The 25,671-nt window shown below is 59.8% G+C and carries 34 protein-coding genes and 1 pseudogene; 8 read left to right on the top strand and 27 right to left on the bottom strand.

Translation table 11 applies throughout. The features are described from left to right. Positions 1-30 precede the first annotated feature (30 nt). The 4 genes from zwf to LDZ28_RS20620 all read right to left on the bottom strand — a co-directional run bounded on the left by zwf (position 31) and on the right by LDZ28_RS20620 (position 5,354). A complete protein-coding gene (gene zwf, locus LDZ28_RS20635) occupies positions 31-1,506 on the bottom strand; it encodes a glucose-6-phosphate dehydrogenase (protein ID WP_244828944.1) in 1,476 nt (491 codons plus the stop codon). Positions 1,507-1,684: 178 nt separating this feature from the next. Beyond that, a complete protein-coding gene (locus LDZ28_RS20630; protein WP_244829737.1) occupies positions 1,685-2,590 on the bottom strand; it encodes a LysR family transcriptional regulator in 906 nt (301 codons plus the stop codon). Between the two features lie 69 nt (positions 2,591-2,659). After that, entirely contained in the window at positions 2,660-4,726 is a 2,067-nt protein-coding gene (locus LDZ28_RS20625; protein WP_244828943.1) for a pyridoxamine 5'-phosphate oxidase family protein, read from the bottom strand. A gap of 7 nt (positions 4,727-4,733) precedes the next feature. Beyond that, positions 4,734-5,354, bottom strand: coding sequence for a glutathione S-transferase family protein (locus LDZ28_RS20620; protein WP_244828942.1), 621 nt, complete (start codon positions 5,352-5,354; stop codon positions 4,734-4,736). 393 nt (positions 5,355-5,747) lie between these two features. Between LDZ28_RS20620 and LDZ28_RS20615 the strand changes: the two genes are divergently transcribed. Both LDZ28_RS20615 and LDZ28_RS20610 read left to right on the top strand, forming a co-directional pair. Beyond that, complete coding sequence (locus tag LDZ28_RS20615; RefSeq protein WP_244828941.1) at positions 5,748-6,053, top strand: helix-turn-helix domain-containing protein; 306 nt, start codon at positions 5,748-5,750, stop codon at positions 6,051-6,053. Between the two features lie 2 nt (positions 6,054-6,055). After that, entirely contained in the window at positions 6,056-7,342 is a 1,287-nt protein-coding gene (locus LDZ28_RS20610) for a HipA domain-containing protein (protein ID WP_244828940.1), read from the top strand. A 144-nt stretch (positions 7,343-7,486) separates the two neighbouring features. On the opposite strand, the gene LDZ28_RS20605 is transcribed toward LDZ28_RS20610, so the two are convergent. The 3 genes from LDZ28_RS20605 to LDZ28_RS20595 all read right to left on the bottom strand — a co-directional run bounded on the left by LDZ28_RS20605 (position 7,487) and on the right by LDZ28_RS20595 (position 8,668). After that, complete coding sequence (locus LDZ28_RS20605) at positions 7,487-7,852, bottom strand: response regulator (protein ID WP_244828939.1); 366 nt, start codon at positions 7,850-7,852, stop codon at positions 7,487-7,489. Between the two features lie 210 nt (positions 7,853-8,062). Then, the gene (locus LDZ28_RS20600) at positions 8,063-8,365 is read right to left on the bottom strand and encodes a hypothetical protein (RefSeq protein ID WP_370652172.1); all 303 of its coding nucleotides are present in this window, start codon (positions 8,363-8,365) and stop codon (positions 8,063-8,065) included. Positions 8,366-8,485: 120 nt separating this feature from the next. Continuing rightward, complete coding sequence (locus tag LDZ28_RS20595; protein WP_244828938.1) at positions 8,486-8,668, bottom strand: DUF1289 domain-containing protein; 183 nt, start codon at positions 8,666-8,668, stop codon at positions 8,486-8,488. A 238-nt stretch (positions 8,669-8,906) separates the two neighbouring features. Between LDZ28_RS20595 and LDZ28_RS20590 the strand changes: the two genes are divergently transcribed. After that, entirely contained in the window at positions 8,907-10,922 is a 2,016-nt protein-coding gene (locus tag LDZ28_RS20590) for an AI-2E family transporter (RefSeq protein ID WP_244828937.1), read from the top strand. 14 nt (positions 10,923-10,936) lie between these two features. Here LDZ28_RS20590 and LDZ28_RS20585 read toward each other — a convergent pair whose 3' ends face one another. The 3 genes and pseudogenes from LDZ28_RS20585 to LDZ28_RS20575 all read right to left on the bottom strand — a co-directional run bounded on the left by LDZ28_RS20585 (position 10,937) and on the right by LDZ28_RS20575 (position 12,346). Beyond that, positions 10,937-11,170, bottom strand: a complete 234-nt coding sequence (locus LDZ28_RS20585; protein ID WP_244828936.1) for a hypothetical protein — start codon at positions 11,168-11,170, stop codon at positions 10,937-10,939. Positions 11,171-11,238: 68 nt separating this feature from the next. After that, positions 11,239-11,511: pseudogene (locus LDZ28_RS20580) on the bottom strand (chemotaxis protein); the annotation flags it as partial. Between the two features lie 43 nt (positions 11,512-11,554). Further along, positions 11,555-12,346, bottom strand: a complete 792-nt coding sequence (locus LDZ28_RS20575; RefSeq protein WP_244828935.1) for a 3-hydroxybutyrate dehydrogenase — start codon at positions 12,344-12,346, stop codon at positions 11,555-11,557. 154 nt (positions 12,347-12,500) lie between these two features. On the opposite strand from LDZ28_RS20575, the gene LDZ28_RS20570 reads away from it, so the two are divergent. Then, the gene (locus tag LDZ28_RS20570) at positions 12,501-12,878 is read left to right on the top strand and encodes an ester cyclase (protein ID WP_244828934.1); all 378 of its coding nucleotides are present in this window, start codon (positions 12,501-12,503) and stop codon (positions 12,876-12,878) included. 89 nt (positions 12,879-12,967) lie between these two features. On the opposite strand, the gene LDZ28_RS20565 is transcribed toward LDZ28_RS20570, so the two are convergent. The 9 genes from LDZ28_RS20565 to LDZ28_RS20525 form a co-directional block, all read right to left on the bottom strand. Then, the gene (locus LDZ28_RS20565; protein WP_244828933.1) at positions 12,968-14,095 is read right to left on the bottom strand and encodes a tyrosine-type recombinase/integrase; all 1,128 of its coding nucleotides are present in this window, start codon (positions 14,093-14,095) and stop codon (positions 12,968-12,970) included. Beyond that, entirely contained in the window at positions 14,076-14,291 is a 216-nt protein-coding gene (locus LDZ28_RS20560; RefSeq protein WP_244828932.1) for an excisionase, read from the bottom strand. The genes LDZ28_RS20565 and LDZ28_RS20560 overlap by 20 nt, the downstream gene beginning before the upstream one ends. Before the next feature lie 55 nt (positions 14,292-14,346). Continuing rightward, positions 14,347-14,718 carry a hypothetical protein gene (locus LDZ28_RS20555; protein WP_244828931.1) on the bottom strand — a complete coding sequence of 124 codons (372 nt, stop codon included), beginning with the start codon at positions 14,716-14,718 and terminating at the stop codon, positions 14,347-14,349. A gap of 245 nt (positions 14,719-14,963) precedes the next feature. Further along, positions 14,964-15,230, bottom strand: coding sequence for a hypothetical protein (locus tag LDZ28_RS20550; protein WP_244828930.1), 267 nt, complete (start codon positions 15,228-15,230; stop codon positions 14,964-14,966). A gap of 342 nt (positions 15,231-15,572) precedes the next feature. Continuing rightward, entirely contained in the window at positions 15,573-16,349 is a 777-nt protein-coding gene (locus tag LDZ28_RS20545) for a hypothetical protein (RefSeq protein WP_244828929.1), read from the bottom strand. 28 nt (positions 16,350-16,377) lie between these two features. Beyond that, positions 16,378-17,649 carry a DNA cytosine methyltransferase gene (locus LDZ28_RS20540; RefSeq protein WP_244828928.1) on the bottom strand — a complete coding sequence of 424 codons (1,272 nt, stop codon included), beginning with the start codon at positions 17,647-17,649 and terminating at the stop codon, positions 16,378-16,380. 11 nt (positions 17,650-17,660) lie between these two features. Continuing rightward, complete coding sequence (locus tag LDZ28_RS20535) at positions 17,661-18,179, bottom strand: DUF1643 domain-containing protein (RefSeq protein WP_244828927.1); 519 nt, start codon at positions 18,177-18,179, stop codon at positions 17,661-17,663. Continuing rightward, positions 18,176-18,496 (bottom strand): hypothetical protein, encoded by a 321-nt coding sequence (locus LDZ28_RS20530; protein WP_244828926.1) that lies wholly within the window; start codon positions 18,494-18,496, stop codon positions 18,176-18,178. Before LDZ28_RS20530 ends, LDZ28_RS20535 begins: the two co-directional genes overlap by 4 nt. Next, positions 18,493-19,203 carry a hypothetical protein gene (locus tag LDZ28_RS20525; RefSeq protein ID WP_244828925.1) on the bottom strand — a complete coding sequence of 237 codons (711 nt, stop codon included), beginning with the start codon at positions 19,201-19,203 and terminating at the stop codon, positions 18,493-18,495. The genes LDZ28_RS20530 and LDZ28_RS20525 overlap by 4 nt, the downstream gene beginning before the upstream one ends. Between LDZ28_RS20525 and LDZ28_RS20520 the strand changes: the two genes are divergently transcribed. Next, on the top strand, positions 19,202-19,840 hold the full coding sequence (locus tag LDZ28_RS20520) for a hypothetical protein (protein WP_244828924.1): 639 nt from the start codon (positions 19,202-19,204) through the stop codon (positions 19,838-19,840). The two genes, LDZ28_RS20525 and LDZ28_RS20520, sit on opposite strands and share 2 nt — an antisense overlap. Positions 19,841-19,865: 25 nt before the next feature. On the opposite strand, the gene LDZ28_RS20515 is transcribed toward LDZ28_RS20520, so the two are convergent. From LDZ28_RS20515 to LDZ28_RS20500, 4 genes are all read right to left on the bottom strand, one after another. After that, on the bottom strand, positions 19,866-20,429 hold the full coding sequence (locus tag LDZ28_RS20515) for a hypothetical protein (RefSeq protein WP_244828923.1): 564 nt from the start codon (positions 20,427-20,429) through the stop codon (positions 19,866-19,868). 63 nt (positions 20,430-20,492) lie between these two features. Beyond that, positions 20,493-20,978 carry a hypothetical protein gene (locus LDZ28_RS20510; RefSeq protein WP_244828922.1) on the bottom strand — a complete coding sequence of 162 codons (486 nt, stop codon included), beginning with the start codon at positions 20,976-20,978 and terminating at the stop codon, positions 20,493-20,495. Between the two features lie 489 nt (positions 20,979-21,467). Then, positions 21,468-21,668: a hypothetical protein gene (locus tag LDZ28_RS20505; RefSeq protein ID WP_244828921.1), complete on the bottom strand. Its 201-nt coding sequence runs from the start codon at positions 21,666-21,668 to the stop codon at positions 21,468-21,470. A gap of 521 nt (positions 21,669-22,189) precedes the next feature. After that, on the bottom strand, positions 22,190-22,588 hold the full coding sequence (locus LDZ28_RS20500; protein ID WP_244828920.1) for a type II toxin-antitoxin system death-on-curing family toxin: 399 nt from the start codon (positions 22,586-22,588) through the stop codon (positions 22,190-22,192). Between the two features lie 26 nt (positions 22,589-22,614). Between LDZ28_RS20500 and LDZ28_RS20495 the strand changes: the two genes are divergently transcribed. Then, the gene (locus LDZ28_RS20495; RefSeq protein ID WP_244828919.1) at positions 22,615-22,803 is read left to right on the top strand and encodes a hypothetical protein; all 189 of its coding nucleotides are present in this window, start codon (positions 22,615-22,617) and stop codon (positions 22,801-22,803) included. A gap of 310 nt (positions 22,804-23,113) precedes the next feature. Here LDZ28_RS20495 and LDZ28_RS20490 read toward each other — a convergent pair whose 3' ends face one another. The 4 genes from LDZ28_RS20490 to LDZ28_RS20475 form a co-directional block, all read right to left on the bottom strand. Continuing rightward, the gene (locus LDZ28_RS20490; protein WP_244828918.1) at positions 23,114-23,329 is read right to left on the bottom strand and encodes a hypothetical protein; all 216 of its coding nucleotides are present in this window, start codon (positions 23,327-23,329) and stop codon (positions 23,114-23,116) included. Positions 23,330-23,360: 31 nt separating this feature from the next. Next, positions 23,361-23,633, bottom strand: a complete 273-nt coding sequence (locus tag LDZ28_RS20485) for a hypothetical protein (RefSeq protein WP_244828917.1) — start codon at positions 23,631-23,633, stop codon at positions 23,361-23,363. A gap of 70 nt (positions 23,634-23,703) precedes the next feature. Continuing rightward, positions 23,704-24,123, bottom strand: a complete 420-nt coding sequence (locus LDZ28_RS20480; protein WP_244828916.1) for a DUF6232 family protein — start codon at positions 24,121-24,123, stop codon at positions 23,704-23,706. Between the two features lie 15 nt (positions 24,124-24,138). Further along, positions 24,139-25,035, bottom strand: a complete 897-nt coding sequence (locus LDZ28_RS20475; protein WP_244828915.1) for an XRE family transcriptional regulator — start codon at positions 25,033-25,035, stop codon at positions 24,139-24,141. Positions 25,036-25,156: 121 nt separating this feature from the next. On the opposite strand from LDZ28_RS20475, the gene LDZ28_RS20470 reads away from it, so the two are divergent. Both LDZ28_RS20470 and LDZ28_RS20465 read left to right on the top strand, forming a co-directional pair. Next, the gene (locus LDZ28_RS20470; RefSeq protein WP_244828914.1) at positions 25,157-25,360 is read left to right on the top strand and encodes a helix-turn-helix transcriptional regulator; all 204 of its coding nucleotides are present in this window, start codon (positions 25,157-25,159) and stop codon (positions 25,358-25,360) included. Next, positions 25,357-25,530, top strand: coding sequence for a hypothetical protein (locus LDZ28_RS20465; RefSeq protein ID WP_244828913.1), 174 nt, complete (start codon positions 25,357-25,359; stop codon positions 25,528-25,530). The genes LDZ28_RS20470 and LDZ28_RS20465 overlap by 4 nt, the downstream gene beginning before the upstream one ends. Positions 25,531-25,671 lie beyond the last annotated feature (141 nt).

Here is a 25,671-nt window from a genome sequence, read left to right as displayed (position 1 = left end):
CCGCCGCGAAGTCATCGTGAAGTCAACGCATCACGCTTCCTCGGCCCACGCGAGATTCTCGCGCGCCATCAGTGCCGATGAAGCCGCCGGGCCGAACGTTCCCGCCGTATAACCGCGCGGCTTGTCGCCGAGTTCCTTCCAGCCGTTGAGAATGGGCTCGACCCACGCCCAAGCCGCTTCGAGTTCGTCGCGGCGCATGAAGTGCGTGAGACGGCCGCGAATCACGTCGATCAGCAAACGCTCATACGCTTCCGCGCGGCGCTCGGTGAACGCCTGCTGCAGATCGAGGTTCAGATTGACGGGCAGCATTTGCATGCCGCTGCCGGGTTCCTTCGCCATCATCTGCAACTGGATTGATTCTTCCGGCTGCAACGTGATGGTGAGCCGGTTGCCGTAATGACGCGGACCCGCCGGAATGATCGAGAACGGCAAGTCGGCAAAGTCGATGACGATCTCCGAGCGCCGGTTCTGCATGCGCTTGCCGGTGCGCAGGAAGAACGGGACGTTGGCCCAGCGCCAGTTGTTGATATGCGCGCGCAATGCGACGAAGGTCTCGGCGCGGCTTTCGGCGGGCACGTTGTCTTCCTGCAGATAGCCTTTCACCGCCTCGCCGCCGACCGCGCCCGCCGCATACTGACCGCGCACGGTGTCGCGGGCGATATCCGCGACCGACATGGGCCGCAGCGACTTCAGCACCTTGAGCTTTTCGTCGCGCACGGCGTCGGGATCGAGCGAGACGGGCGGTTCCATTGCCACGATGCACAGCAGTTGCAGCAAGTGGTTCTGCACCATGTCGCGCAGCGCGCCGGTGTGATCGTAAAAGCCCGCGCGGCTGCCCACGCCCACCGTTTCCGACACCGTGATCTGCACGCTCTTGATATAAGGCGCTTGCCACAGCGGACCGAAGATGGCGTTGCCAAAGCGCAGCACCATCAGGTTCTGGACCGTCTCCTTGCCGAGATAATGGTCGATGCGATAAATCTGCTCTTCCTTGAAGCGCTTGCCGACGGCGTTGTTGATCTCGACCGCCGAGGCGAGATCGTGACCGAGCGGCTTTTCCAGCACGACGCGCGACTGCTCGTCCACGAGACCCGCTGCCGCGAGATTGTCACAGATGGTGGTGAAAAGTTCCGGCGAGGTCGAGAGATAGAACACGCGCTGCGCGTTCTCGCGCGATGCTTCGGCGAGACGGCGGAAGTCGTCCGGGTTTTCGACATCCACGCGCACGTAGTCGAACAGCGCGAGGAATTTGTCCCACGACTGCGCATCGAAGCCTTTTTCGTCGATGAACGGACGCGACTGCTTCTCCATGAAATTCTTCAGATAGTCTTCGCGCGTCCAGTCCTTGCGGCCGATCGCGAGAATGCGCGTGTCGGGCGGCAGATTGCAATGCGAATGAGCCATGTAGAGCGCGGGCAGCAGCTTGCGTGCGGCAAGGTCGCCGCCGCCGCCGAAGATGATCATGTCGAGCGGGCGTTCATTCGAGGAAGATGTTTGATTCGTCATGGTGCGTGAGCCGTTGAAGGTTCAGGAAAGCCGAAGCGCGGCGACCGTGACATCCGGTCGAGAGAGCTATGTTGCATGGTTTGCCGGCATTTTGCACGGGGCGCGCGCTAACGGCCGTTCGATTCGAGCGGACGAGCTTCGAAGCGCGCGTATCTTGCCCGCCGCGCGCAACCAAAAACTAACGCCAGTTCAGCGATGGATTCGCGCGCAACGCAGGCACGGCGAGATCGAGAAACGCGCGCACCTTCTGCGCGACATGGCGCCCCTCGCGATGCACGAGATGCACCGGCAGCGGCGGCGGTTCGAAATCGGCGAGAAGGGTGACGAGCGCGCCTTCGTTCAGATGCGACGCGATCTGATAAGAAAGCAGCCGCGCAATGCCGAAGCCCGCGAGCGCGGCTTCCATCGCCGAGTCGTTGGTCGTGGTGGAAAGGCGCGGCCGCGCGCGCACGACGATATGCCGCTCGCCCTCGTAAAGACGCCATTCGGGCGGCGTCGAGGAGCCGGTGGACGTGATGATCGTATGGTCATCGAGGTCGGCGGGATGTCGCGGCGTGCCGTGTTCATCGAGATATTCGGGCGACGCGCACAGCACCCGCCGCACGTGGCCCACGGTAATCGCCTGCAGCGACGAGTCCGGCAGTTCCGCGATCCGCACCGCCACGTCGATACCTTCGTCGACGAGATTCACCACGCGATCGACAAACCAGCAACTGGCGTCCGCTTCCCGATAGCGCGAAAGGTAGTCGAGCATCACCGGCATGACATGCAGTCGGCCGAACATGACTGGCGCGGTGATGGCGAGGACGCCACGCGGCGACGAATGAGTGCCGGTCGCGGCGAGGTCGGCGCTGTCGAGTTCGCCGAGAATGCGGCGGCAGTCCTCGAAGTAGCCACGGCCTGCGTCGGTGAGACGCACGACGCGTGTTGTGCGCGTGAGCAGCCGCACGCCAAGCCGTTCTTCGAGTTCCGTGACGACGCGGCTCACCACCGATGGCGACACTTCGAGCTTGCGCGCGGCGGACGCGAAGCCTCCGGTTTCGACCACGGTGACGAAGGTCGACATTGCCTGGAAACGATCCATGTTGGGGCGCACGGCCTGCGGGCTGGGAAGTTGCCGTGCATTCTCGGGCATGCTGGCGTGCCGCGCAATCTAGAGATCGAGTAGCAGCGGCGCGCTTTGTTCCGCGGGAAGCGCGCAGCAGATCAAGGCTTCGTCGTCGCCGACATGAAACGCGGGCTCGCTTGCATAGGTCACAGCGCCTTCCCTGATGCGCGTCCTGCACGTGCCGCATGTTCCGCCGCGACAGTTGAACTCCGCGTCGATGCCGTTTGCTTCGGCCAGATCGAGCAACGAGCCGCTTTCGGGCGACCATTGCACGCGCTTGTCCGACTTGAGGAAACTCACCGATACGGCTTGCGTGGCCGCTGGCGGCATCGGCTTCGTCTCGATACCGCGATCGGCCGTGCGTCGCAGCGATGCGGGACCGAAGGCTTCGGCATGGACGCGCGTGTCGGCCACGTTGAGCGCGCGCAAGCCATCGTAGAGCGATTGCATGAACGCGCCCGGTCCGCACAGATAGAAGTCGTAGTCGTTGAACGGCAGAAAGCTCGTCAACAAGTCGATATCGATCCGCCCCGACACCTCGTAATCTTCCTTGAAGGTCGCGCCTTGCGGGTCGCTCAGCACGCGAATCACGCGCACCGCGCCGCCCGCGCTTTGCACGAGTGCATCGATCTCGGCGGCGAACGCGCGATTGGCGAGCGTTCGCGCCGATACGATCAGCCACGTCGGGCGGATGCGGCGCTTGCGCAGGCCTTCGTAGACGACGTGCCGCAGCATCGCAATCATCGGCGTTATGCCGACGCCCGCCGCGATCAGCACGGCCGGGCGTCGCTCCAGCGCGTCGATGGTGAAGTCGCCCCCCGGCGCGCGCGCCTCGACGACATCGCCCACTTTCAATGTGTCGTGCAGATGCGCGGACACGCGTCCTTCGCGCTTCACGCTGATGCGATACATCCCGTCCGATGGCGCCACCGACAGCGTGTACGTGCGGATCAGCGGCTTCGCTTCGCCGGGAAGATGCGCGCGAATCGGCAAATGCTGGCCGGCCGCGTGCGCCACGATGCCCGCGCCATCCGCCGGTTGCAGATGGAAAGAGCGGATGACATCGCTTTCATCGACGATACGGCTCACCCTGAACGGCCGCCACGCGTTGGCGAGCGCGGCCGCCTTCATGCGTTCGGATGCCTCCGCCCAGTCGCCCGTCATCAGCGCATTGGGCGAAAAGCCTTCGCGGCGCAGCGCCCAGCGCAAGGGCAGCGCATTCTCGCACAGCACGACACGACGCGGCGTGAAGCGCCACAGCCTTTCCGCGCCTTGAAACGCGGCGATTTCGGGTGAATCGGTGAGCACTTCGGCGTCGCCCGTAAGTTGCAGCAGCGTGCCGCTTTCGAAGTCCGTGAAGAGCAGACCGGCGCGTCCGTTCACAAGAATATTGCCGAGCGTGTTGAAGAAGAGATTGCCCGCGAAGTCGGGAATGGTGAGCACGCCATCGTCGGAGATGCGCACGAAACCCGCCTTGCCGCCGCGATGCGACACATCCACTTGACGATGCCCGTCTTCGCGGTCGAAATACGATGCCACGAAGAAGGTGTCGGCGCGTTCGATCATCGCCCTTGCGCGTGGCGAGTGCGGATCTTCTTCGATCGGCTTCGAGTTCGAAGGCTCGGAAGGCTCGCGCACGAATTCGAAATCGCGCAGTTGAATGTATTGCGGGCAATTGCCGAAGCTCTGCTCGACGGCCACTTCGAACGCGCGGTCGCCATGGCGATGAATCACGCCGTTCATGCGATTACGCCGCCGCGTATGCAGTTCGATGCCGAGCATGCCGACCGATGCGCCATCGCTCATGCCGGCATCGGCGGGATCGTTCTTGTCGCGCGGATGCCTGACGGCGAGAGTCGTCGCGTCAGGCGTTTGCAGAAAACCGGGACGGCCCGCGAGGAGCGTGGCCCAGGCGTCGCCGTTTCGATCGACCGCGCCCGTGACGATGAACGGCAGCTGCGCGAAGAATTGCCGATGCTGCTCCGGCATGAAGCTGCGCACCACGCGCCGCCCTTGTTCCTGCATGCGCTCGTAGACGCCCGCGGTTTTCTGCAGCGTGATTTCGCCGCGATGCCACGGCGCGTCCATCGTGACGGGACTGGAGAAGGACATGATCGTCTCAGGCCCGCAGCCCGGCCGCCGTCTTTTGGAACTCGATGAATCCGGGCAGCGCTTCCACGCGCGCCAGCCACGCGTTCACATGGCGATAACCGGACAAATCGACGTTGCCTTCGGGCGCGCTGGAGATGTAGCTGTAGAGCGCGACATCCGCGATGGTCGGATGCGAGCTGCCGATATCGGCGATCCAGTCGCGCGACTGCAATTCTTCGTCGATGACTTCGAGCGAAGCGTGCGCCCGGCCGATGACTTCTTCGGTATCGAACTTCCGGCCGAACACGGTGACGAGACGCGCCGCGCATGCGCCGTAGGCGATCTGGCCTGCGGCAACGGAGAGCCAGCGTTGCACCTGGGCCGCTTCGAGGGGCGTTTCGGGGAGCCAGCGGGCATCGCCGCTTTTCTTCGCGAGGTAGACGAGGATGGCGTTCGAATCGGCGATGACGTGATCGCCGTCGGTAAGCACCGGGATTTGGCCGAAGCGATTCAGGCGCAGGAATTCAGGCGACTTGTGCGCGTTGGCGGCGAGGTCGACGACTTCTTCTTCCTGATCCAGGGCAAGAAGGTGCAAGAAAAGCCGCGCCCGGTGGGAGTGGCCGGAGAGGGGATGGTGATAGAGCTTCATGGCGGGCCTGAGTCCTTATGGCTGGTTGTTGGCAGTCTTCTGACGCGGAGGCGCGTTTTGCAGACCTTTACGGAGGGTCTCTCCGTGTACGAACCAAGTATGGGGACTTGTCCTGCTGAGTTGAATACCAGATGGATTCAAATCACTGTTCTTGTTTGGAGAACGGTGAGGTATTTGGGAGGCTGGAATTCCCGCTTGAGCAAGCTGTTTCCTATTTGCAAGATCCTGCGGCTATATCGGGAATGCATGCATCGCCGAGACCTGCGTTCCCGAGCGGGTACGAGATGCGATTTTTACAAGTTGTTGAGGGCCTTCGTTCCCGAGCGGATACCAAGGCAGCCTATTTGAGGCCAGCGTGGCATAATGTTCCCGAGCGGGAACGAGGGGTCAGCCATGACTGAACAACGCAACCAGATAACAGATGTTGTCGCATTAGGTGCGCTAGTGCGTGCCGTACGCATCGCGCAAGGTTTCAAGCGCGACGAGTTGGCAACGGCGACTGGCCTATCGCCTAAATTCATCACTCAAATTGAGTTGGGCAAGGAAACGGCTCAGGTCGGGAAGGTGCTTCAGTTGCTGAGTGAACTCGGCATGCATCTCTACCTGGAAACGCCCGGCACGACATTTACAAAAGAAAGCCTCGAATCCGCATTGAAGCGACGCCGGTCGCGCCGAAACACTCCACCTGAGGCAACCTGATCGTGACGTCTCGAACTTTGATTGCCTATGCCAACGGGCGACGCGTTGGTACGCTAATCGATGAAAACGGTGTCTGGAGCTTTGGCTATGATCCTCACTGGGTCGCAGCGAAGGATGCCTTTCCCCTATCGCCGGCTTTACCTTTAAGCAGCGACCGCGTCGTCGATGGCTCGTCAAAGCGCCCTGTGCAATGGTTCTTCGACAACCTGCTTCCAGAAGAAGCCATGCGCGAGGCGCTCGCAAAGGAAGCGTCGATGGATGCCAGCGACGCATGGGGATTACTCGCTTATTACGGTCGCGAAACCGCCGGTGCGCTTTCGCTAATGGCCGAGGGTGAAACCGAGCCTAGAGCTGACCGGGCCCCGCTGGCGCTGGAAGAACTCGAGAGGCGCATTCAGGCAATGCCGACACACGCGCTGACTGCGACTTCGCCGAAGCGAATGTCGGCGGCAGGTGCTCAGCAAAAGCTGCTCATCATTCTGACGGGAGAGCACCCTAAACATGAGTTGTTCGAGCCAGTGGGCGCCGAGCCATCCATGCATCTACTCAAGCCGGATATGCGGATGGCCGGCTATCCTCATTCGGCCATCAACGAGTTCTTTTGCGCGCGGCTGGCGCGCCAGTTGAGCTTGCCCATACCCAATACCCATTTTCTGCGCGTGCCTTCGGCGTGTTACGTCATCGACCGCTTTGATCGTGACGTCGCGAGCGCACCAATGTCGCGAATTCACATGCTCGATGCGACCCAACTGCTTAACAAGGATAAAGCGTTCAAATACAACAACGCCAGCGCCAAAGCGCTTGGAGAGTGTGTGTCCCTGCTCGGAACGAAAGCATTCGCCCGACTCGCACTTTTTAGATGGACTGTGTTCAACGTCCTCGTGGGCAACGCGGATGCACATCTGAAGAACGTTTCGTTTTTCTCGCGTTCTTCCGGCTACGCACTTGCACCCTTCTATGATCTCGTTAGTACAGTCGTCTATAACACGCCCTCGTACCATGAACACGGCGAGCGCTGGCCTCATGTGGAGCTCTCCATGCCCATCGGCAACGCAAGGCGCTTTACCGAGATATCGCGTGCAAATGTGCTGGCGTTTGCTGAAGAACTCGGAATGCGTGCGTCGGGCGCGGAGAAGGACTTGGAAAAGATGCTCGCTGAACTGCCCGGCGCCATTGGACGAACGCGCGCAGAGGTCAACATCGTTGCTCAGCCTAGCGCCGGTGAAATTCGGCTCCTGGACAGCATCCAACATATGCCGCTGAGCGAAATGAGCCGAGCCCTGAGCTAATAACGAGCGCGTGAAGCGCAAGTCGATCGATGCCGCTGCACGACCGATAGCAACGTCTTCGCGACTATGCCGGAACTGTCGGATAGATATTCGTTTATGGCCAGTGCGCGTTCGGTTCAACGACGCGCCGCCGCGCCTACGCTATCAATCTAGTCCCGCCGCAGCCTGCCATTCCTCCAGCGCTCGTTCGAGACCACTAAACGTCACCGGCTTATGCATATACCCGTCGAACGACGGAAAGTCGTTGTCGCCCAATTCCGTGCGCCCTGTCATCGCGATCATGTATGCATCGTGAGAAGCGCCTTCGGCCCGCAAGCCCTCACACATTTCACGGCCGTCGCCATCGGGTAGCTCGACATCCGCAAGGATCACATCGAAGGTATGTGCATGCGCAAGTTCGCGTGCGACGCCGCAATCGTGAGCAAGCTGAACCTGATGCCCCAGTTTGCCGATCAGCGAAGCAATGCCTGCCGCGAAATCGCGATCGTCGTCCAACACCAGAATTTGCATAAGTCGCCCCGTTCGCGCGTTGGTTGAGTTGCTAGCTTCCTATGCAAGGACAGTGCCATCAGCCCGCGATAAACACAGCGCCTTGCGCCGTGTGGCCGAGCCAACGAAGCGAACGGTCGTATCAGCCGCGATTTGGAATAGTTACCGGGCAAGCGCGCTCATTGTTGACGAGACTGCTACGCGCACCAGACGCCGCGGGCCACGCGCACCTTAATTCTGGGGCGGCACATTCGCCTTGTTCCCCGCCAGCGGCGACCCATACCCGCCACTATTCGCGTTGTTAGGCAGTCCATTGACTAGTTGCGCTCGCGGATCGCTCGGATTCAAATTCAACTCTCCCGCCTGCGCATTCCCGTGCGTCGGGTACTGGCTTCCAAGCGGCGCGTCCGGCATGAGCTTGGGGTTGTTCTGAGGCGCGCTCATATCCGTTTCCGCACTCGGCGGATGCAACTGCGCAAACGCGCTCGACGCCGCGACCAACAAGCCCGTAAGAACACAAAGGCGAACGTTCATGACAAAACTCCCGAGGTGGCGGCGCGAAGCGGTCCGCATTGCTTGAGTCTAGACCCGCGCCGTGCGACGAACGCTGATCTCCCTACCGTCGACCAGTCCAGCGTTTGTCTCAAGCGCGCGCTATTTCTTGTGTTTCTTGAGTTTGGCTTTGCGCTTGCCGCGCTCATCGATTATCCGCACGCGATGCTTGTCCTTCATCTTCTTCCATTCCTTGCATTCTTCCTTCGTGCGCAGGCAACCAATGCAGAAGCCCGTCTTTTCATCGAACTTGCAGATGCTGATGCAGGGCGAATCGACTCCCATGATTTATCCGTGAAAGTGCCGCATGGGCGTGACAGTGGGCCAACAATTTCGCACGCTGCGTGCCCGCGTCGCCAACTGATTGTTTCGATGATCCTCATAGCGCCGCCTAGCGGTGCCCCGCAAACCCTCACCTTTGACCCGAATTGCGGCATGACGCTTGCTTCATGCGGACAAATGCGTGACACGTCCGTTGCGCCGATGACGCTTTTCCCTCCTCACGAGCGAGCGAATAATTCAAATGCCTCCCGCACCCGGCTCGCGCCGTCCACCCGCTAAGATTCTGCCGCCCGACGCGCCCGGCCTGCGCGCGCTGGCGTCGCTGGTGACTGGTGTCATCGTAATATGCGCTTTGTACTTCGGGCGCGCGGTACTTATTCCGATCATCCTCGCGATTCTGCTGAGCTTTCTGCTCGCGCCTTTCGTCGATATGTTGCGGCGCATTCGCTTCGGGCAAGTGCCATCAGTGATCGTCGCGGTGTTGCTGGCGTTGTCGGTGCTGACGGCTGTCGGCGCGCTGATCGGCGCGCAGGTCGCGCAACTTGCGGGCGATCTGCCGAAGTATCAGGTCGCGGTAGAACGCAAGATCGACTCCGTGCAGCGCCTGACAGTCGGTCGCGCCGATGAATTTCTCGGGCGCGCATCGCGTGCGCTCAAACGCATTTCGCCCGCGCGCGAGCAGGAGCAGCGCACCGCCGAGAACAATCCCGCCGCCTCGCCGATCGATCAGCCGATGCCGGTGGAAGTGCACGAACCATCGCCGTCGCCGCTGGAACTGGCGCAGCGCTTTCTCTCGCCGGTCATCAGTCCGCTTGAAACGACGGGCATCGTGCTGGTGGTCGCCGTGTTCATCCTGTTGCAGCGTGAAGATCTACGCGACCGGCTGATCCGTCTATTCGGCTCGCGCGATCTGCATCGGGCAACCACCGCGATGGACGAAGCCGCGCGCCGTCTTTCGCGCTATTTTCTGGCGCAACTCGGCATCAACGTGAGCGTGGGCATCATCATTTCGATTGGGCTCGCGGTTATCGGCGTGCCGGGCGCATTGCTGTTCGGCGTGATGACGGCGCTTCTGCGCTTCGTGCCGTACGTCGGGACGTGGATCGCCGCGCTCGTCGCAGTGGTGTTCGCGGCGGCGGTTGGCCCCGGCTGGACCATGCTGATCTGGACCATCGTGTTGTTCGGCGTGACCGACATCGTCGCGGGACAGATCGTCGAGCCGCTCCTGTACGGTCACAGCACGGGGCTTTCGCCGTTCGCGGTGATCGTCGCGGCAATCTTCTGGAGCTGGATCTGGGGGCCAATCGGTCTCGTGCTGTCGACGCCGCTCACGCTGTGCCTCGTGATTCTCGGGCGCCATGTGGATCGCCTCGAATTTCTCGATGTGCTGTTCGGCGACCGGCCAGCGCTCACCCCTGCGGAAAACTTCTATCAGCGCCTGCTTGCCAACGATCCCGACGAAGCGCTGGCGCAAGCGGAATCGCTGCTGACGGAACGCTCGCTGATCGCGTACTACGACGAAGTCGCGCTCGAAGGCTTGCGGCTCGCGCACAACGACGTGCTGCGCGGCGTGGTGACGGTGGATCAGTTGCGGCGCATCAACGAGTCGGCGCTCGACATCATCGAAGGGCTGGAGGAAACCGACGATACCGCCGTGCTGCCGCCGCCTCATCGCGAAGATCCGCCCGCGAGTCTGGAGTCGCCGGACGAAGCGGTGCCGCTCGCCTACGAAGCGCCGCCGCCGCATTTCGATGCGCAAGCGGAAGGTCACACGGCGTCGGTGTTGTGCATTGCAGGGCGCAGCGAACTGGACGATCTGGCCGCGACGATCGCGGTGCAACTCTTTAGGAAGCACGGGCTGGGCGCCGATCTGGCGGGCTACGAACGCTTCTCGCGCGGACGCTTCGGCGAAGTGAACCTGCACGGCGTGTCGATCATCTGCGTGGTCTCGTTCGATGCCGCCGAGTCGCCGCCATATCTGCGCAATCTCTTGCGCCGCCTGCATCAGCGTGCGCCGGCAGCCGAGCTGATCGTGGGGCTCGTGTTCCCCGAAAGTCCGCTGCAGGGCGAAGCGCTGGTGCGCACGAGTTCGGCGGCGGTGTCGTTTAAGGAACTGGTCGAGGCATGCGTGGCGGCGGCGCGCCGTCAATCGACCGATGGCGTCTCATGGACCGGACTCGATCCCTCGGATGGCGAAGCCGCGCTCGAAGGACCGTCCGCGCCCGAAGAGGACGCGCCGGCGTTGCGCAACGGCTGAAGCCCGCGGCCGCCTTAGCGGTTGCCGTCGAACAAGTCGTTGAGCATGGTGTCGAATGCGGCTTGCGCCTCTTCGAGCTCTTGCAGGGCGGCGTCGAAGGCCGTCAGCGCGAGTTGCGTCGGGCGGCCGTCGCCCTCGGGCGCGAACTGCTTCTGCAAGGCAAGAAAGGCGGATTGAACCTGGCGCGTCGCGTTGACGATGCGTTCCATCGCGCGCGCTTCTTCTTGCCGGTTGGCTTCTGCGGTCATGTGGGGCACTCCTTGTTGGCAATGCCCGATATTATCAAGCGCGGAAGCCTTCGCGGTCCAACTCCGACTCAAGCCGTCGCTTTTGGGCCGGCGACCGTGAACAATCTTACCGCTTCCTCCAGCACCGCCGCCACTTCGCCAGGCGCTTGGCCGTCACCGCCGCCTGTTCGACCAGCGCCGCGTTCTGCTGGGTCGAATCGTCGAGATGCGAGACTGCCTGATTCACTTGCGCGATCCATCCGCCTGCTCGCTGCTGGCTTTCGCCACTTCCATGATGATCGTCATACGCGGTTCACTGCTTCGTCGATAGCACGCATCTGGCGCGTCGTGCGCGTGACGAGGCGTGCGTTTCGTGCCGATATCGGTGCCGCTTCGCTGGGCGCTTTATTGCGCGCTCCAGCCGCCGTCGATCTTCAACTCCGAACCGCGCATTTCGCTCGCGGCGTCGGAGCAGAGGAACACGGCGAGATCGCCGATCTGCTCCGTCGTCACGAATTGCGCCGACGGCTGCTTCTCGCCGAGCAACTTCGCGCGGGCGTCGTCGGGCGAGAGCGATTCGCGTGCGGCGAGATCGTCGATCTGCTTCTGCACGAGCGGCGTATGCACGAAGCCGGGGCAGATGGCGTTGACCGTCACGCCGCTGCGCGCGTTCTCGAGCGCGGCGACCTTCGTGAGTCCGAGGATGCCGTGCTTGGCCGCCACATAAGCGGACTTGCCGACCGACCCGACGAGTCCGTGCACCGAAGCGATGTTGATGACGCGTCCCCAGCCGCGCTCGCGCATGCCGGGCAGCGCGACGCGCATGGTGTGAAACGCCGAGCTGAGATTGATGGCGATGATCGCGTCCCAGCGTTCCACCGGGAACTGGTCGATGGTCGCGACATGCTGGATGCCTGCGTTGTTCACGAGAATATCGACCGCGCCGAAGGTTTCGTTGGCGAAGGCGAGCATGGCTTCGATTTCGCCGGGCTTGGTCATATCGGCGTCGTGATGCACCGCTTTCACGCCGATGGCTTCGATCTGCGCGAGGGCGCCGTTCACATCGCCGAAGCCGTTCAGCACGAGATTCGCGCCGGCTTGCGCAAGCGCCGTGGCAATGCCTAAGCCGATGCCGCTCGTCGAGCCGGTGACGAGCGCGGTCTTGCCGGCGAGCGATTTCGATGCGAGTTGAGTCATGGACGGATTTCTCGATGAGTTTGAAGGGAGATGCGCGTTCGGCTGACTTTACAAAACGTCGCTAAGTTTGCCTAGTGCGTAAAACACCGCGCATCGAAACACGGCCGCAAGGAGCCGATGTTATCTTTGCCAGCAAGCCCAAGGAGCCCGACCCATGCTCTCACTCATTTACCGCGACTACATTGCCTGCCTGAACGACAAGGACTGGACGAAGCTCGGGCAGTTCGTTCACGACGAGGTGTCGTATAACGACGTGCCAGGCACGCTGGCGGGCTATATCGGCATGCTGGAGCGAGATTACGAGCAGATTCCCGATCTGCATTTCAATATCGAACTGCTCGTTGAGGACGCGCAGACGGTGGCGGCGCGCCTGCTGTTCGATTGCTCGCCGAAAGGGACGTTCCTCGGCGTGCCCGTGAACGGCCGGCGCGTGTGCTTTCGCGAGAACGTGTTTTATCGGTTTCGCGATGAGCGTATCGAGCGGGTGTGGTCGGTCATCGATAAGGCGGCGATTGAAGCGCAAGTCTTGTGAATGATTACATGCCATGTAATCGTTGCGGCCCGCTAAGCCTTTGCTGGCGGGCCACCGTCTAGAATCGTCTACTATTCGTCTGAAACGATTTATATGGCAATTTTCAATTCCGTCCATTCCGCGCCGCGCACGTCGCGGTACAAAGACGTCATCTCCGCCGACTTGTGACCGAGGAGCGCCTGAGCGAATTTCGCATCGTACTGCTCGGTATAGAGACGTGCCGCAAGACTCCGAATCTCGTGGAACGAAGCCGGTGTGCGACCATCCTCCCACGTTAAACCCGGTGTCGAGTTGCGGGTGTCTGCAAATGCTCGTGTGAGTTTTTCAGCTGTTACGCGGGCGCTTCTTCTCTGACCGCCGCGCGTCTCGGTGTAATGCAGCATGTACGCGGATACGGCGTCGTCTCTGCACCGCTTCACCACGTCGTCAAGCGACAGTTTGATCGCCCCTAGTCGAAGCGACAGCGGAATGCGCAGCCGCACAGATCCTCGCCCTTTGGTCTGAACGACCGCTAAGAATCCATCTTTCGCCTCGACAAACTGCATCTTCGAGACATCCTCCCGGCGCTGCGCAGTGATGAGTGCCAACTCCATGCTTCGCGCGATCCACGGATCAGGCGACTTCTGCGCTTGCTTATAGATGGCGAGGAAGTTCTCCAGGGTGAGCCGCGATCTCACGACTTCAATGTCGGGCCGCCGCGTGACGGAAACAGGATTCTTCCCTCCTTCGATCAAGCCTTTCGTCTCAGCCTCGCGAAACATGTCGTGCATGGTCTTGCGTATCAGAGCGGCCATAGGCGCGCCGCGTGCCGTGGTAGCGGTCAGAATAAAGTCGGCGACCTCGCTTGTTTTCACCTCTCTCAGGAGCCTGTCGACGAACGGCGCGGTGCAAACGGCTCGGATGCCGGCGCGAACAGTCTTCATCGTGCTCGGTGTCGGATTGCGAGTCTCCGCATAGATCACAGCGTACTCTGCCGACCAGGCGCGCAGCGTCCTGTCATCCGGTGCAGTCATGCGCTGCACGATCGATCGATGGCCTCGACTCTGTTCGAGCTCTGCGTTGGCGGCGCGCGCTTCGCCAAACGCCTTCGCCTGATCGCGGCCAATACCGTAATCCTTCTTGGTGTCAGGATTGCGCCAGTAGAAATAGCCCGTGCTGTTCTGATACAGGTTCGCGGGCCAGTGCCGGCGCTTTGCTTCACGACGCCTTGCGGCCATTCCCAAATCTCCGTTGCATCTCGCCTGCATCGTCGTAGTAAACGGCGGTCGGTTCGACAAAATACTTGGCGCCGCATTTGATGGGCTGCGGCACGATACGGCCATTTTTACGCCAGTTGCGCAGCGTGTTTCGATGCGGCTTCTCTTTTCCGAACAGCAGTTCAGCCCACTGCTCAAGGGAGACTAGCTTCGCCATTTCTCGACTCCGAGATACGCGCGCGTCACGCGCATGAATTCTTCGATGTTGCAGGTCACTTCAGTTCCGATTCGATAATGGCGCGCAGCGCGGCGACCAACTCAGGGTTCTCGTCGCGCCATTGCTGCCAGCTTGCATCCGTCAGCTTCCAGGTGATCCAATCTGGATGATCAGGCTTCGCATTGAAGGGCTTTCGGCGCTTCTCGCATCGCTCGCACATCTGAGGACGACGCATCGGCAGGTACATGTGGCGGGCACAGAAGTAAAGACCGCAGCCTCGCTCTCCGCCGAATATGTCGCCGCCACACACATACGACAATCCGCGGTCAATCACCTCATTGCATTCCGGATGATCGCAGTACGTCGGTACGCCATAGCCGACATCGCGCTTCCAGTGTTCGTCGTATCCGATGCTCCAGCCCATCATGCTTCTCCTTCCGTGATATTCATGCTTCCGCAGTGGGCGCACATGGCTTGTTCTTGGCTTCGTTGATGAATGCCTGTGCGGCTTCGCGTGACTTGAACCGCTTGAGGCCGCGGCTCTTCGTGTATATCGCTAGCCACACCTTGAACTCAGGATGACGCGTTTCCACGGAATACACAGGCTCGAGAGTTTTGATGTCTAGCCAAGGTCGAACCCGCATAGGCCATTGAGGATTGAGCGTCTTTGATTCAACTCCTGGAATCTTCATCGCTTTTCTCCTGTCCGGTATGCGCGTCATCCAATACCAACTCGCGAATATCTCGCGCAGTACAGACGAGCGCTAACGCAGCGGTTGCAGTCGATGGAACGCTTTCGAGCGCGGCTGCATTGTCGTCGCACATCTGCGCCGCACGCTCAAGTGCCTGCTTTTCAGCGATGATCCACGCTGCCCATGCGATCGGGTGTGCCTCGATCACGCCAAACTCTTTTTCGAACCGCTCTTGGCTGTCGTTCATTTTCATAGATCCTTCGTGATGGCGGCGTCTCTTCGCACGCCACGTGTGCGGCTTAGCGGGATATTGCTTCCCTTCTGCGTTTCAAGATCGCGCACTGTTCCGAGCAGACCCCATTCGCACGGGCGCATGATTCGCTTTGGTGCGGGTCGCTCCGTGGTGCTCTGCGTTGGTAGTTTTCGAACATCGCTCACGTCTTCTCCTTCGTGTCGGTGGATGCGCTCTCGGGCACAATAAATCGCAGGAAGCCCATGCCATTACATTTCGCGCAATGCACGATTCCCCACGGCGGATCGTCATACGCGCCGCGACCGAGGCAGTCTCGGCAGACCTTGACTTCGTATTTCACTTCGAACCCCCTTCCTCGGATGCGCGGTTAGCTGCGATGGCGGCGACGATGGCTGCTCGAATCGTGGTTATCTCGCCATCGAGTTGAATGACGCTTCTAACTGATACATTTCCTGCTGGCGCGACACTTACACACCATCCCATCTTGAACGGTTTATTGGCCGCGTCGAGCCAGTCGAGTAGCTCCGCATCGCGCACATCTGCGGATGCGATGGGGTGGGCGAGAAGCGCTCGCGCATCATCGCCGGACATATACACCGCGAATCTGCCGCCGTATGAATGGCGGGCAAGTGATTCGATTTGAGCTTTCGTTTGCTGATCGAGTGCCACCGCCTCTTGCTTGTCGCTCTTTGCAACAACCCGAACGCCATCATCAATGTCGCATTCGTCTTCTGGACACACGACACCATCGAATTTCGCGGCATGACAAATATCGTAATAGCCTGTGCGGCAACTCTTCGCCTCTTGCTTGTCGCTCTTAGTTGCAACACGACTCTTACGGCAATACGTGCACAGTTCGATTCCTGATGCCGGATCGACTTCGAAATGGTGCTCATGCGTATCGGGGCCGATCGTATCCGGCGCATCGCCCATAGCAAGCGCTTTGCGATAGATTGCGTCGCGTCTGTTTGCCTCTTGCTTGTCGCTCTCTGCTAACACTGCACGGCCATCTCTCAACCGATCCGCAAGTTCCATCGCAGCGCCAACAAAAACTGCGTGATGCGAGATTTCTAATATCGCAATAAGTTCTTCGTTTGAGCGTTCATCAGTCATTTATTCATCTCCGCAATGATTGCGCGTATCAGGCGCCGTGTACCTTGTCGACAGCTTGAATTCGCTCGCCGATCCATCGCATCACAGGCACGGCCATGCTGTTGCCGAGCGCCTTGTATCGAGGGCCATCAGCCGCTGGTTTACCGCGTACGTTGATTAGCGTGTAATCGTCGGGAAATCCTTGCAGGCGCTCGCACTCTCGGGGCGTGAGGCGACGAACTGCGCTGCCGTGCAACACCGCCTGATGGCCACCGCCGTTCTGATGCGAGTCCGAATGGCCCATGCTTCGCATCGTCGAAGCGATGTCACCAACGCCAAAGCCTGTTTGCCCTGAAGCCTTGCAGTCGAATGCGATCGCGTGCAGCACGCTTCCTTTTGTCAACGTCGGCGCTGGTCCGGGTACAACGCGCGACCGGTTCTCAGCGCTGGTGATCTGCTGAAGGTCGAATGCAACAGCGCCAACGCCAATGACGCCACGACCGCCGTTCGGCGTCAGGATCGCGTTCGCAGTCCCGTCCTGTCGATACTCGAGCGCGTGCCCATCGTCACGGCCTCGAATCGCGAGCGTGTATGGTTGACACGGCACGAGCGGCGTGCCGCGCCCGGTGCCGTCTTCGCTCGCGTCGAATCCCTCGCCGCGCAGCGAATGAGCGACTAGGAACTTGCCGTCATCGTCCTGTCCGTTGTGGCCACCTGGGTGAGCGCCCGATGCAAGGGTGCCGGCAATTCTTTGCCCCGATTCCCGGCGCGGCGCAGGATGCCCGAGCATGCTTTCGCGCTCAAAAAGTACCGCTGCGGCACGTCGCCAGTCTCCAAGATGTCCAACAAGGAACACACGGCGGCGTCGCTGGGCCACTCCGAAGTACTGAGCGTCAAGAATGCGGTAGGCGAACCCATACCCGAGTTCTGCCAGCCCTCCGAGGAGGGTGCCAAAATCCCGTCCTCCGTTTGGTGACAAAACACCGGGGACGTTTTCCCAGACCAGCCAGCGGGGAGCCCATCGTGCAGCAATGGCAAGATAGGTGAGCATGAGGTTGCCACGTGGATCAGCCAGTCCCTTTCTGAGTCCGGCGACGCTGAAGCTTTGGCAGGGAGTTCCGCCGACGAGAAGATCGAGAGTTGCATCGGGCCAATCCTTGAACTTGGTCATATCGCCGCGGTTGTCCACGGTCGGGTAGTGATGAGCGAGAACGGCAGACGGGAACGGCTCGATCTCGCTGACGAACTGCGCTTTCCACCCGAGCGGATGCCACGCACAACTCGCCGCTTCGATACCGCTGCATACGCTTCCGAATCTCACGTTCTTCTCCTTTATGGGCGCGGGTGCGATACGCGCCCGGTGGGCTTCCAATCGACCATCGGCGTGTTATAGCCGAGCATTAGCGGGTGCTTCGGATCGCCGCCTTTGGTCAAACCAAAGTGCCGTACCGGCTTTCCGCTCGTGAGAAGCATCGCGAGCACGGTGTCGAAATCGTTGTGCATGTGGCGCGGCACCTTAGAACGGCACCCCCAGCATGGGATTAGCACGTCCGCATCGGCGATGATCTGCAGCAGATGCTGAAGGTTCTCGCGATACTGCTCCGGCGATAGAAGTAGCCGACTGAGTTCGCGCACATCCGTAGCGCGAACAGCCGAGACATTCCCGACAATGAAGCGGCGGCCACCGTTGACCTTCGTGAATCCAATCCATTTACGCACCGTCGCGTCATCCAGCCGCGCATCCGCTGTCGATGGATTCACCCCGAAGTAGGCGAACGTCAGGCCGTCCATTTGAACGTCGCGCTCAAGCCTGAAACGATATGCGCCGCAGGAGCTGAATACTGCGCTCACGCTTTCTCTCCGGTTGCCTTGAAAATCGCCTCTTCAAGTCGGACGATGGTTCCGTTGCCGTTCCGAGGCGGCTTGATGACGCGGATGACGTGGAGAGCTTCGCGCGCGACTGCGAGTAGATCGGGAGCGGTTTCGATCAGGCGGACGTTTGCGAGCGTTTCTTCCGCTTCCCATTCGGGCGGATCTTTATAGATCGGCTTCAGAACGTTGGCGATTTTGAAACGTGTTCCGGCGAGTGAGCCGCGGATCCTCACGTACGGCTTGTCATCTTCATCCGGCAGCACCATCCACGGGCCGCGAGTGTGCTTCGTGCTCATGCTTCAATCCTTTTAAATTCGACGACCCAGACCCATGGATTCGCATCCCATGCGCCGCCACCATTGATTCGGTCCCAAAGATCAGCGAAGACGACGCGCGCATCGCGATCCGCACCGCCGAAGTACTGCTCGCCTTTCTGAACGACGTATCTGCCTAAAGCGGGCAGACGGTACAGTCCTTCGTTCGCCGCATCGGCCTCGCTGATGTCGTTCAAGCGCTCGACGCGCACGCCGGTGATTTCGAGCGTGATGCGCGACGCCCAGCGCGGCATGTGGATGGAAGCCGTCCAACCGCGGCTTTCCGTTTCGTCGAGAGTTCGATAAAGCCGCTCGGTAATGTCTGCCTCGTGCCGCCCGTCGTCTGCTTTGTAGGCGATACCCGCATAGAAGCGCTCGCAGCCATCCGGAAAGGTCTCGACACCGAGGCGATTGACGTCATGCGTCTCGCGCACCCACAGGCGATCACCGGGCGCGCCGTACGGGCACTTCGAACCCCAATCGCCGTCATCGCTGTACGCGCCGAAAATCTCTTCGCCGGGCGCTTCCTCGCCGTTGCGCAGAATCACGGTAGGGTGATAGCGATCGACGACGATCGGCGAAACGTCTTCGGGTGGCTGGTTCTTCACGACGCGCCGCGTCTGCGTCTTGCGTCCTTCGAGAATGGCTCGTACCATCGGCCCGGAAAATAAAATCGGGAGTTCACGCATGGAAAAGCTCAAAAGTATTTGCTTGCTCGCGTTGGGTTTCCTTGCAGGAATGTTGATAGTCGCGTTCATTCATTGGCCGCCGACGCAAAGTTCGGACTGGGCGTCTTGGATGCAAGCGATTGGAGCGATCGTAGGTATAGGCATCGCCATCGCCGTGCCGGCTTATCAGAAGTTTGAAGCAAGGCGAGAATCGCGTAACGCCGCTGCGGCTTCCCTCCGCGCGACTGCAGAAATCGTTAGATTGACGATGCTTGCGGCGAGTGATGCTGTGGACAAAATCGCGCGTGCCTTTGCAGGCCCCAAGTTCGAAAGCGTTAGGTTCGTGGAAACCCGTTTCGAGGAGTTGGCTGACCTTACCTTGCAAGTTGAAATTCACACTCTTCCCACCCCTGGTGCGGTGAAAGCCATGGTAGAGGGCAGGCATGCCACCGAGTCGTTGCGCCGTGCTATGAGAAAAGCCAAGGACGAAAGCATCTCTACGTTTTTCGTTTCGGACGAGGTAGAGAGAGCCATCGTTGATGCGCGTGATGCTTTGATACAAAGCTTCAACGAGCTGGTGAACGAGTGCGTCGAAATAGAAAAAGGCCATGCTCGATGGAGCAAGAAAATCGAACACGTCGTTGCAATGAAGCTTTAGATTTTGTGTCAAAGCAATAACTCCGTCAGTTACCGGATGAAACGCGCGTCGACTCGGGCTGCGCTACCGCATAGACTTGCTTGCCATCAGCGTTCGTCGTCGTCGTTTCCGTCTCGCCCTTGAGCAGCTTGTGCTTCAAGAAGATCGAACGGACTTTCGGGTCGATGGAAGCGAGGATGTCCAACGCTGCCGATCGGAGTTCTTTTGCGTTTTCGGGATCAGATACCGCGGCTTGCTGCACGCGTTCGAAGGTGCGGAGCATCACGCACGCCTCGTCGATCTTTGGCGCGCCAACGCTTACCGCGAAACCCGGTCCGCCAGCGGCAAGGCCAGCCGTTCCGCCGCAATAGTCACCAGAGAACGAGCCTGCGAAGCCAGGGAGGACCGCATTGCCGGTCGTGCGCGCCGTGTAGCTGCCGCTGTACTCGACCTTGTTGGGGCTGTTGAAGGTGATCTGTTGAGCGTTGCCTTGATTCGTCGCGCCTGCCACGGAAGACGTGGTTGACGTGTTCTCTGCGTTGCCCGACACTTGAGCCATCGCGGGTGCAACCGCGAAGAGCGCTATGAGGGCGATGAAAGTCGTTTTCATGTGAGGCTCCTGGGCGCGGGGTCGGTCGCTCGACCCCGCTACCGGTTATGGGAAGCGCTGCGCTTAGTGGATGAACGAGATACCTGCGATACCGCCAATTGCACCGACCGCACCGATAGCGCCGGTTGCGAACTGCGCGCTGCCCTGTGCTGCCGTCGTCGTATTGCCGTATGCCGCGCCGCCATTTGCGATGCTGTTGCCGACGTTCGTCGGGGCATTGCCGACCGCCGAACCCGTCACACCTGAGTTCGAAAACTGCGTCGTGTTGGTGACGACCGTCGCGCCGACGCTATTCACGCCACCGCCAATCGTTGCCGTGCCGCCCGTGTTGTTGAACGCGTTCTGATACGAAGCGCCCGTGGCGCCGACCTGCGCGGCCGTCACTGCATTGCCGTTGCTGATGCTGGCAGCCGAGCCCGACACGCTGCCGCCGAATGCCGATGCTCCGGCGCCGACGACGATCCCGCCTTCGATACCCGTTGCGTGAGCGACATTGAACAACGATGCGAATGCTGCTGCGACGACTGCCAATGCGATTTGCTTCTTCATTTCTGGTGCTCCTCGTGTAATGCACGTGGCGGACGTGCGGCCGGTTTATATGTGCCGGTTACCCTTCGTCCGGCGCCGGGAATATTCACCATCTCCGGCGGGTGGCTGAGGTGCCCGTCCCCAGCTACGGCCTACGCCTGCGGCTTCCGCGTAGGTGCTCAGCGTCCTGTTCAAGGGTGGCGGCTGGTACTGATTTCCAGCACAGAGCGGCGCGCATGTTTTCATAGCAGTCGGATGCATCCCGACCTAGGATGTCTGCCCGCCCGGTTGACTCCACTCGCCGCGCATCAGCCTGCGCATTCGCCACCCTTCAACAAGCCGGATTACGCGCCGGCACGCGGTGGGTTGAAATTCAGTGAACCTCGCGGGTATCGCGCCGTTCGTCGGTGTTTCGGACGATCAGATAAGCGCCGTATCCAGTTACAAGCCAGATGATGAGGAGTGCTACGAGCCAAGGTGTCATGATCGGTGAGCTTTATCGGGATGCGGTTAGCGAGGGCTGACGTCGATGTACGCGAACTGACGCGCAACCTTCGCCGGAACGTGGAACTTGCCAATCTGCACACGCGGCTCGGTCAATCCGAGTGCTTCGCGCTGACGCTTACGCAGGATCGCGCGGCGCTCTTCGATCGTGAGTGCGCTGCTCGTATCGAGGTGGCGCAGGTCGGTATTGCGGGCGGGCGTCTTCATCACAGAAGCCCTTGCAGGTGGGCGCAGATAACCGTGGCAGTAGCGCCTACGAGGCAGATAACGCCAAACGCTGCCGTGAAGACATTCACGGTCTTGAGGTCGGTGTCGTTGATAACGCGGTCCATCGTCTATCCCCGGTTAGATGGTCAAGAGCCAAAGACCACCCGCCGTCGCGAGGATGCCAACGAAGAGACCTACGCTTATTGCTGCGAGCTTTCCCATGTTCGTCTCCCGAGATCCGTGGGTGAGTGCACGGGAGTTACTATACGTCGATGAATAGACATAGTCAATACGCAAATGAATAGATCGATGGATAAATTTGTAACATGCGGGGAAGGTGCTGCGTGTAGGCAAAAAAAATCCCGCACCGGGGAGATTGGTGCGGGATTGGCCTCAAGTCGCGTGGACGACTGAAGTTGAGCTATGGCCGATTCGAGTATAGGAGACGCATCAACGAAGGCAAACGTGCGGCCAACAAAAAACCCGCCGAAGCGGGTTGATGCGCGCAGACCGAAATTTCCCTAGGCAGGGTCTGATGGTGGGTCACGCTCAAGAGGCTCTGCCAAAGTGGAGAAAATGTTGGCAAGGTCTGCGTAACCAAGAATCCCCTTGGCCACATCAACCATTATCTCTTCTAGGGCCGGTGTACGTTGCACTAAGAAGAAATTCAAAGCGAGATAGACAAGGGCAGCCATCAATGCCGTACGCTTGTTTGCGTCGGTGAATGCATGCCCTCTAGCGATAGCTTCAGCGTACATGCCAGCTATCTCGAAGACATCCTCTAGCTGCTCGTAATATCGTTTTGCTTCAATACGAGAAAGCGCGCCCTCGAGCGCGCTTCTATTGATACCTTGTACACCCGGTTCCTCGCTCAACACCACGTCATGAATGACGATAACCAGGTCACAGTCGAGAATCATCGGAACGCTAGCGCTCGGATAACATCATGATGTTGTTCGAGCACAAGTTTCGCCGCTGCAACAACCTTTCGGCGCCCTTCGGTCGTGCGAATATTGATGTCGACGGTAGGTTGTTGTTGATGGGACCGAGCTTTGACTTCGATACCGTGGATGGTCCCGGTCTTTCCTTGGCGAATCATTTGGGCTCTCCTTCGGGTGTTGAACTTTCCTATTGACGGCATTCTACGGCGAAACTGTATGGCAGTGCACAACTGAAACACTTTTAAAGCGTGTCATCGTACACGTCTATTGAAACTGAACACCTTAACAGTCTACCGTTGGACTCTTGGCCTAACATATGTGGTCATTGTTAAGCAGATTTCAAGCCTGAACACCCCTGAACACACGAAGCCTGAACAAAACTGAACATCGCCCCTATTTCGTTGCGTGGGTGTGGTGTTCATCGCCATCACAAACACTTCCTCACCACATCAACGTACCTCTGCTCGCCGAAGGCGGCCCGGCGATGCGTAGCTTCACCGGGCCTTATTTGTCGAGCAGCTCAGCTACGTCGACTGTGGTACTGACAACTAGGCCGGCGATTTGGTCGAGAAACGTGCGCACCTCTTGAGTAAGCGCAGCCCCTTTCAGCTGCCCAGAGAAATCGTCTGCCCGAGCGGAGATCTCTGCTAACCCGGTTTGGTAGGCCCGGATGGCTTTGAACATCTGAATTTTCGTCCAGGCGACATCTTTTTCATTCATAGGTCCGCCATCTTGTGGAAAGACATGGGCGTCACAAACACTTCCGCGCCACATCGATGTACTTCTGCTCGCCGAAGACGGCGCGGCTGTAGAACGTCACTCGCCGCGTATCGCTATCCGCCACAACGTCGAGCAGGAGATATGTTCCCGAGACACCAGTGGTGCTCAACGTAACGCCGCCGGGCGTAGGGACGAAATTGACGCCAAGGTAACCGGCGTCGATCCAACCCTGTTGCACGCAGCCGGCATATTCGACTGCCGGCCGGGAGGTCTTTCCAGAAAATACAGGCGCGCGCTCGCGCATGTCGCCGCTCGATGCGCAGCCTACGATCGAGGCGCTAAGCACTAAGGCGAAAACGTATCTGCGCATGCGTTCAGCCTCTGTAGACAATTGCTTCGTTCAAGGCATATACCACGCGCCGGACGAAATCCTTGTCGCGGGAGGTCAAAGCTTTGATTTCGCCAGACGCGGTTTGCAGTCGGACGTCGTATCTCCCTTTTCCTTTCCACAGATAGATGGCACCGCCCAAGACGAAAATGACGCCCATCGCGATCAAGCTTGGGCTTAGACACAAGAAGACACCGCCGATGATCAGAAGGTAGCCAAAGACGAGCGCCGGATCTTTCTCGATATGTCTCACCGAAGTGACGCCGCTCATTGCGAAGGTGTTCCCCGGAACCAGGAACCGCGCGCTCGTCACGCGAATAGGCCCCTCGTCCATGAATACCCGCTCAGTCCTCGATGACGCTGCCGTCGTTTCTTCCTGCCATGCCGGCTCTCTCGTGGTGTTCATATTTTCCTTGTTGTTTTAATCAGGGCGCCATGCAGAAGGCTTGGCGATCCATCCTACGTAGTGCATCTTCTCGATTTCTTCATCCGCAAACGAGATGGTGCCGTGCTGCTCGTTCGTTGAGATCAAATGCACGCGCCCAGATCGCTTGTACAGGAACTCCTTTACCATCACCCGGCCGTCCTTCGACTTCACGAGCACTTCGTCGCCTGGCTCGATCGGATGGTTCGGCTCGATCACAACGAACTCACGATCCTTAATCCGCGGGCGCATGGAATCCCCGCTGCAACGAATGGCGTACGCGTCCTTGTCCTTCGTCGGCACATCTACGAAGCCATCGCCTTGGCCGACGGGGTACTCCACGTCAGCCCAAAAACCGTTGTCTCCTAACTGGGCCATTCCCACTACCGGTACACCCCGCCAGCCTGTGACAGGGATTGGTTCATACGGGTCGTTGTGCCGGATAGCTGTCTTCCGCGGACCCTTCCCGAGCATCAACCAGACTGAGTTGACACCGAAGGCCTCCTGCATCGCAACCGCCAAATCGACGTCCAGACGCTGAATCTTGCCGCTGAGAAGGTCGAGCACCGTCGCGAGATCTGTCTTCGCGCCCGCTGCTAGGCGGGTCTCGTTCCCGCCTAAGTCCTCCAGCAAAGACTTAATTCTAGCGGCGAGGCCGCCGTCCCCAATCCCGTGAATAACGGGGTCTTTTGGCCGGTGATCGGGGCTATCAGGCCCTGGACCGAGGCCCTCGGCGAGCCAGTTCACATTGCTCTCGAGCGCAGTCGCGAGCTTCTGAAGCGTCGGAACGTCCGGACTGGCGGTCGTGCCTTTCAGGATACGGTTGATAGTCGGCTGAGGAACTCCTGAGCTGCGCGCGAGCGCGCTTTGGCTGCCGATGTTGCGAAGTTTCATCAGCAAATCGAGACGGTCTGAGATGTTCATCCCGTGAATATACGCGGGCGTATAAGAACTAGACAAACAAGTATCCATTGATGTATTGACCGTCTATCCATCTGCGTATAGAATGATTTTTATGAACACGCCAACTGCCCGCCAAATGCTGAAAGAGATCAAGTCCGCTTTGGGGCTTGGTGAGATCGCGCTCGCCGAGAAATTGGGCACCTCGCAGCCGACCGTCAACCGCATCCTCAATGGTCAGCCTGACTGCAAGGGCACAACGCTGCAGGCGATTGTCCGGCTGTACGAGCAGGTGGTGTCTCAGCGGGCGGCTGCATGACCGAGACGCCAATCAGCGCGGCTGTCCAGAAAGAGATTCGAACGATGCTATTCGGTCTTATCGCGGCGGGGATTCGAGGTAACCAACTCGACGAGGCGCGTAAAGAAGCGGTCCTGCAAGCCCGCAAACTGCAAACGGACTCAGCAGGACCAGCAAAAGTAACGAAGTAAGCGGCGCCGAGTCTGCTGCCGGTTTGAGTGGATGGCTCACCGGTCTGTGATTCGCAGTACTAACGGCGCTTTGGTCACTCGCGCTTGTTGTCATTTTTGTTTTACCCCGTCAAACGTGTCGTTTTTTCTTATGACGCCACT

The sequence above is a fragment of the Caballeronia sp. TF1N1 genome (assembly GCF_022878925.1).
Lineage (GTDB): Bacteria > Pseudomonadota > Gammaproteobacteria > Burkholderiales > Burkholderiaceae > Caballeronia.
The sequence above is the reverse complement of the archived record's forward strand: the minus strand, read 5'-3'. Positions and strand labels throughout refer to the sequence as shown.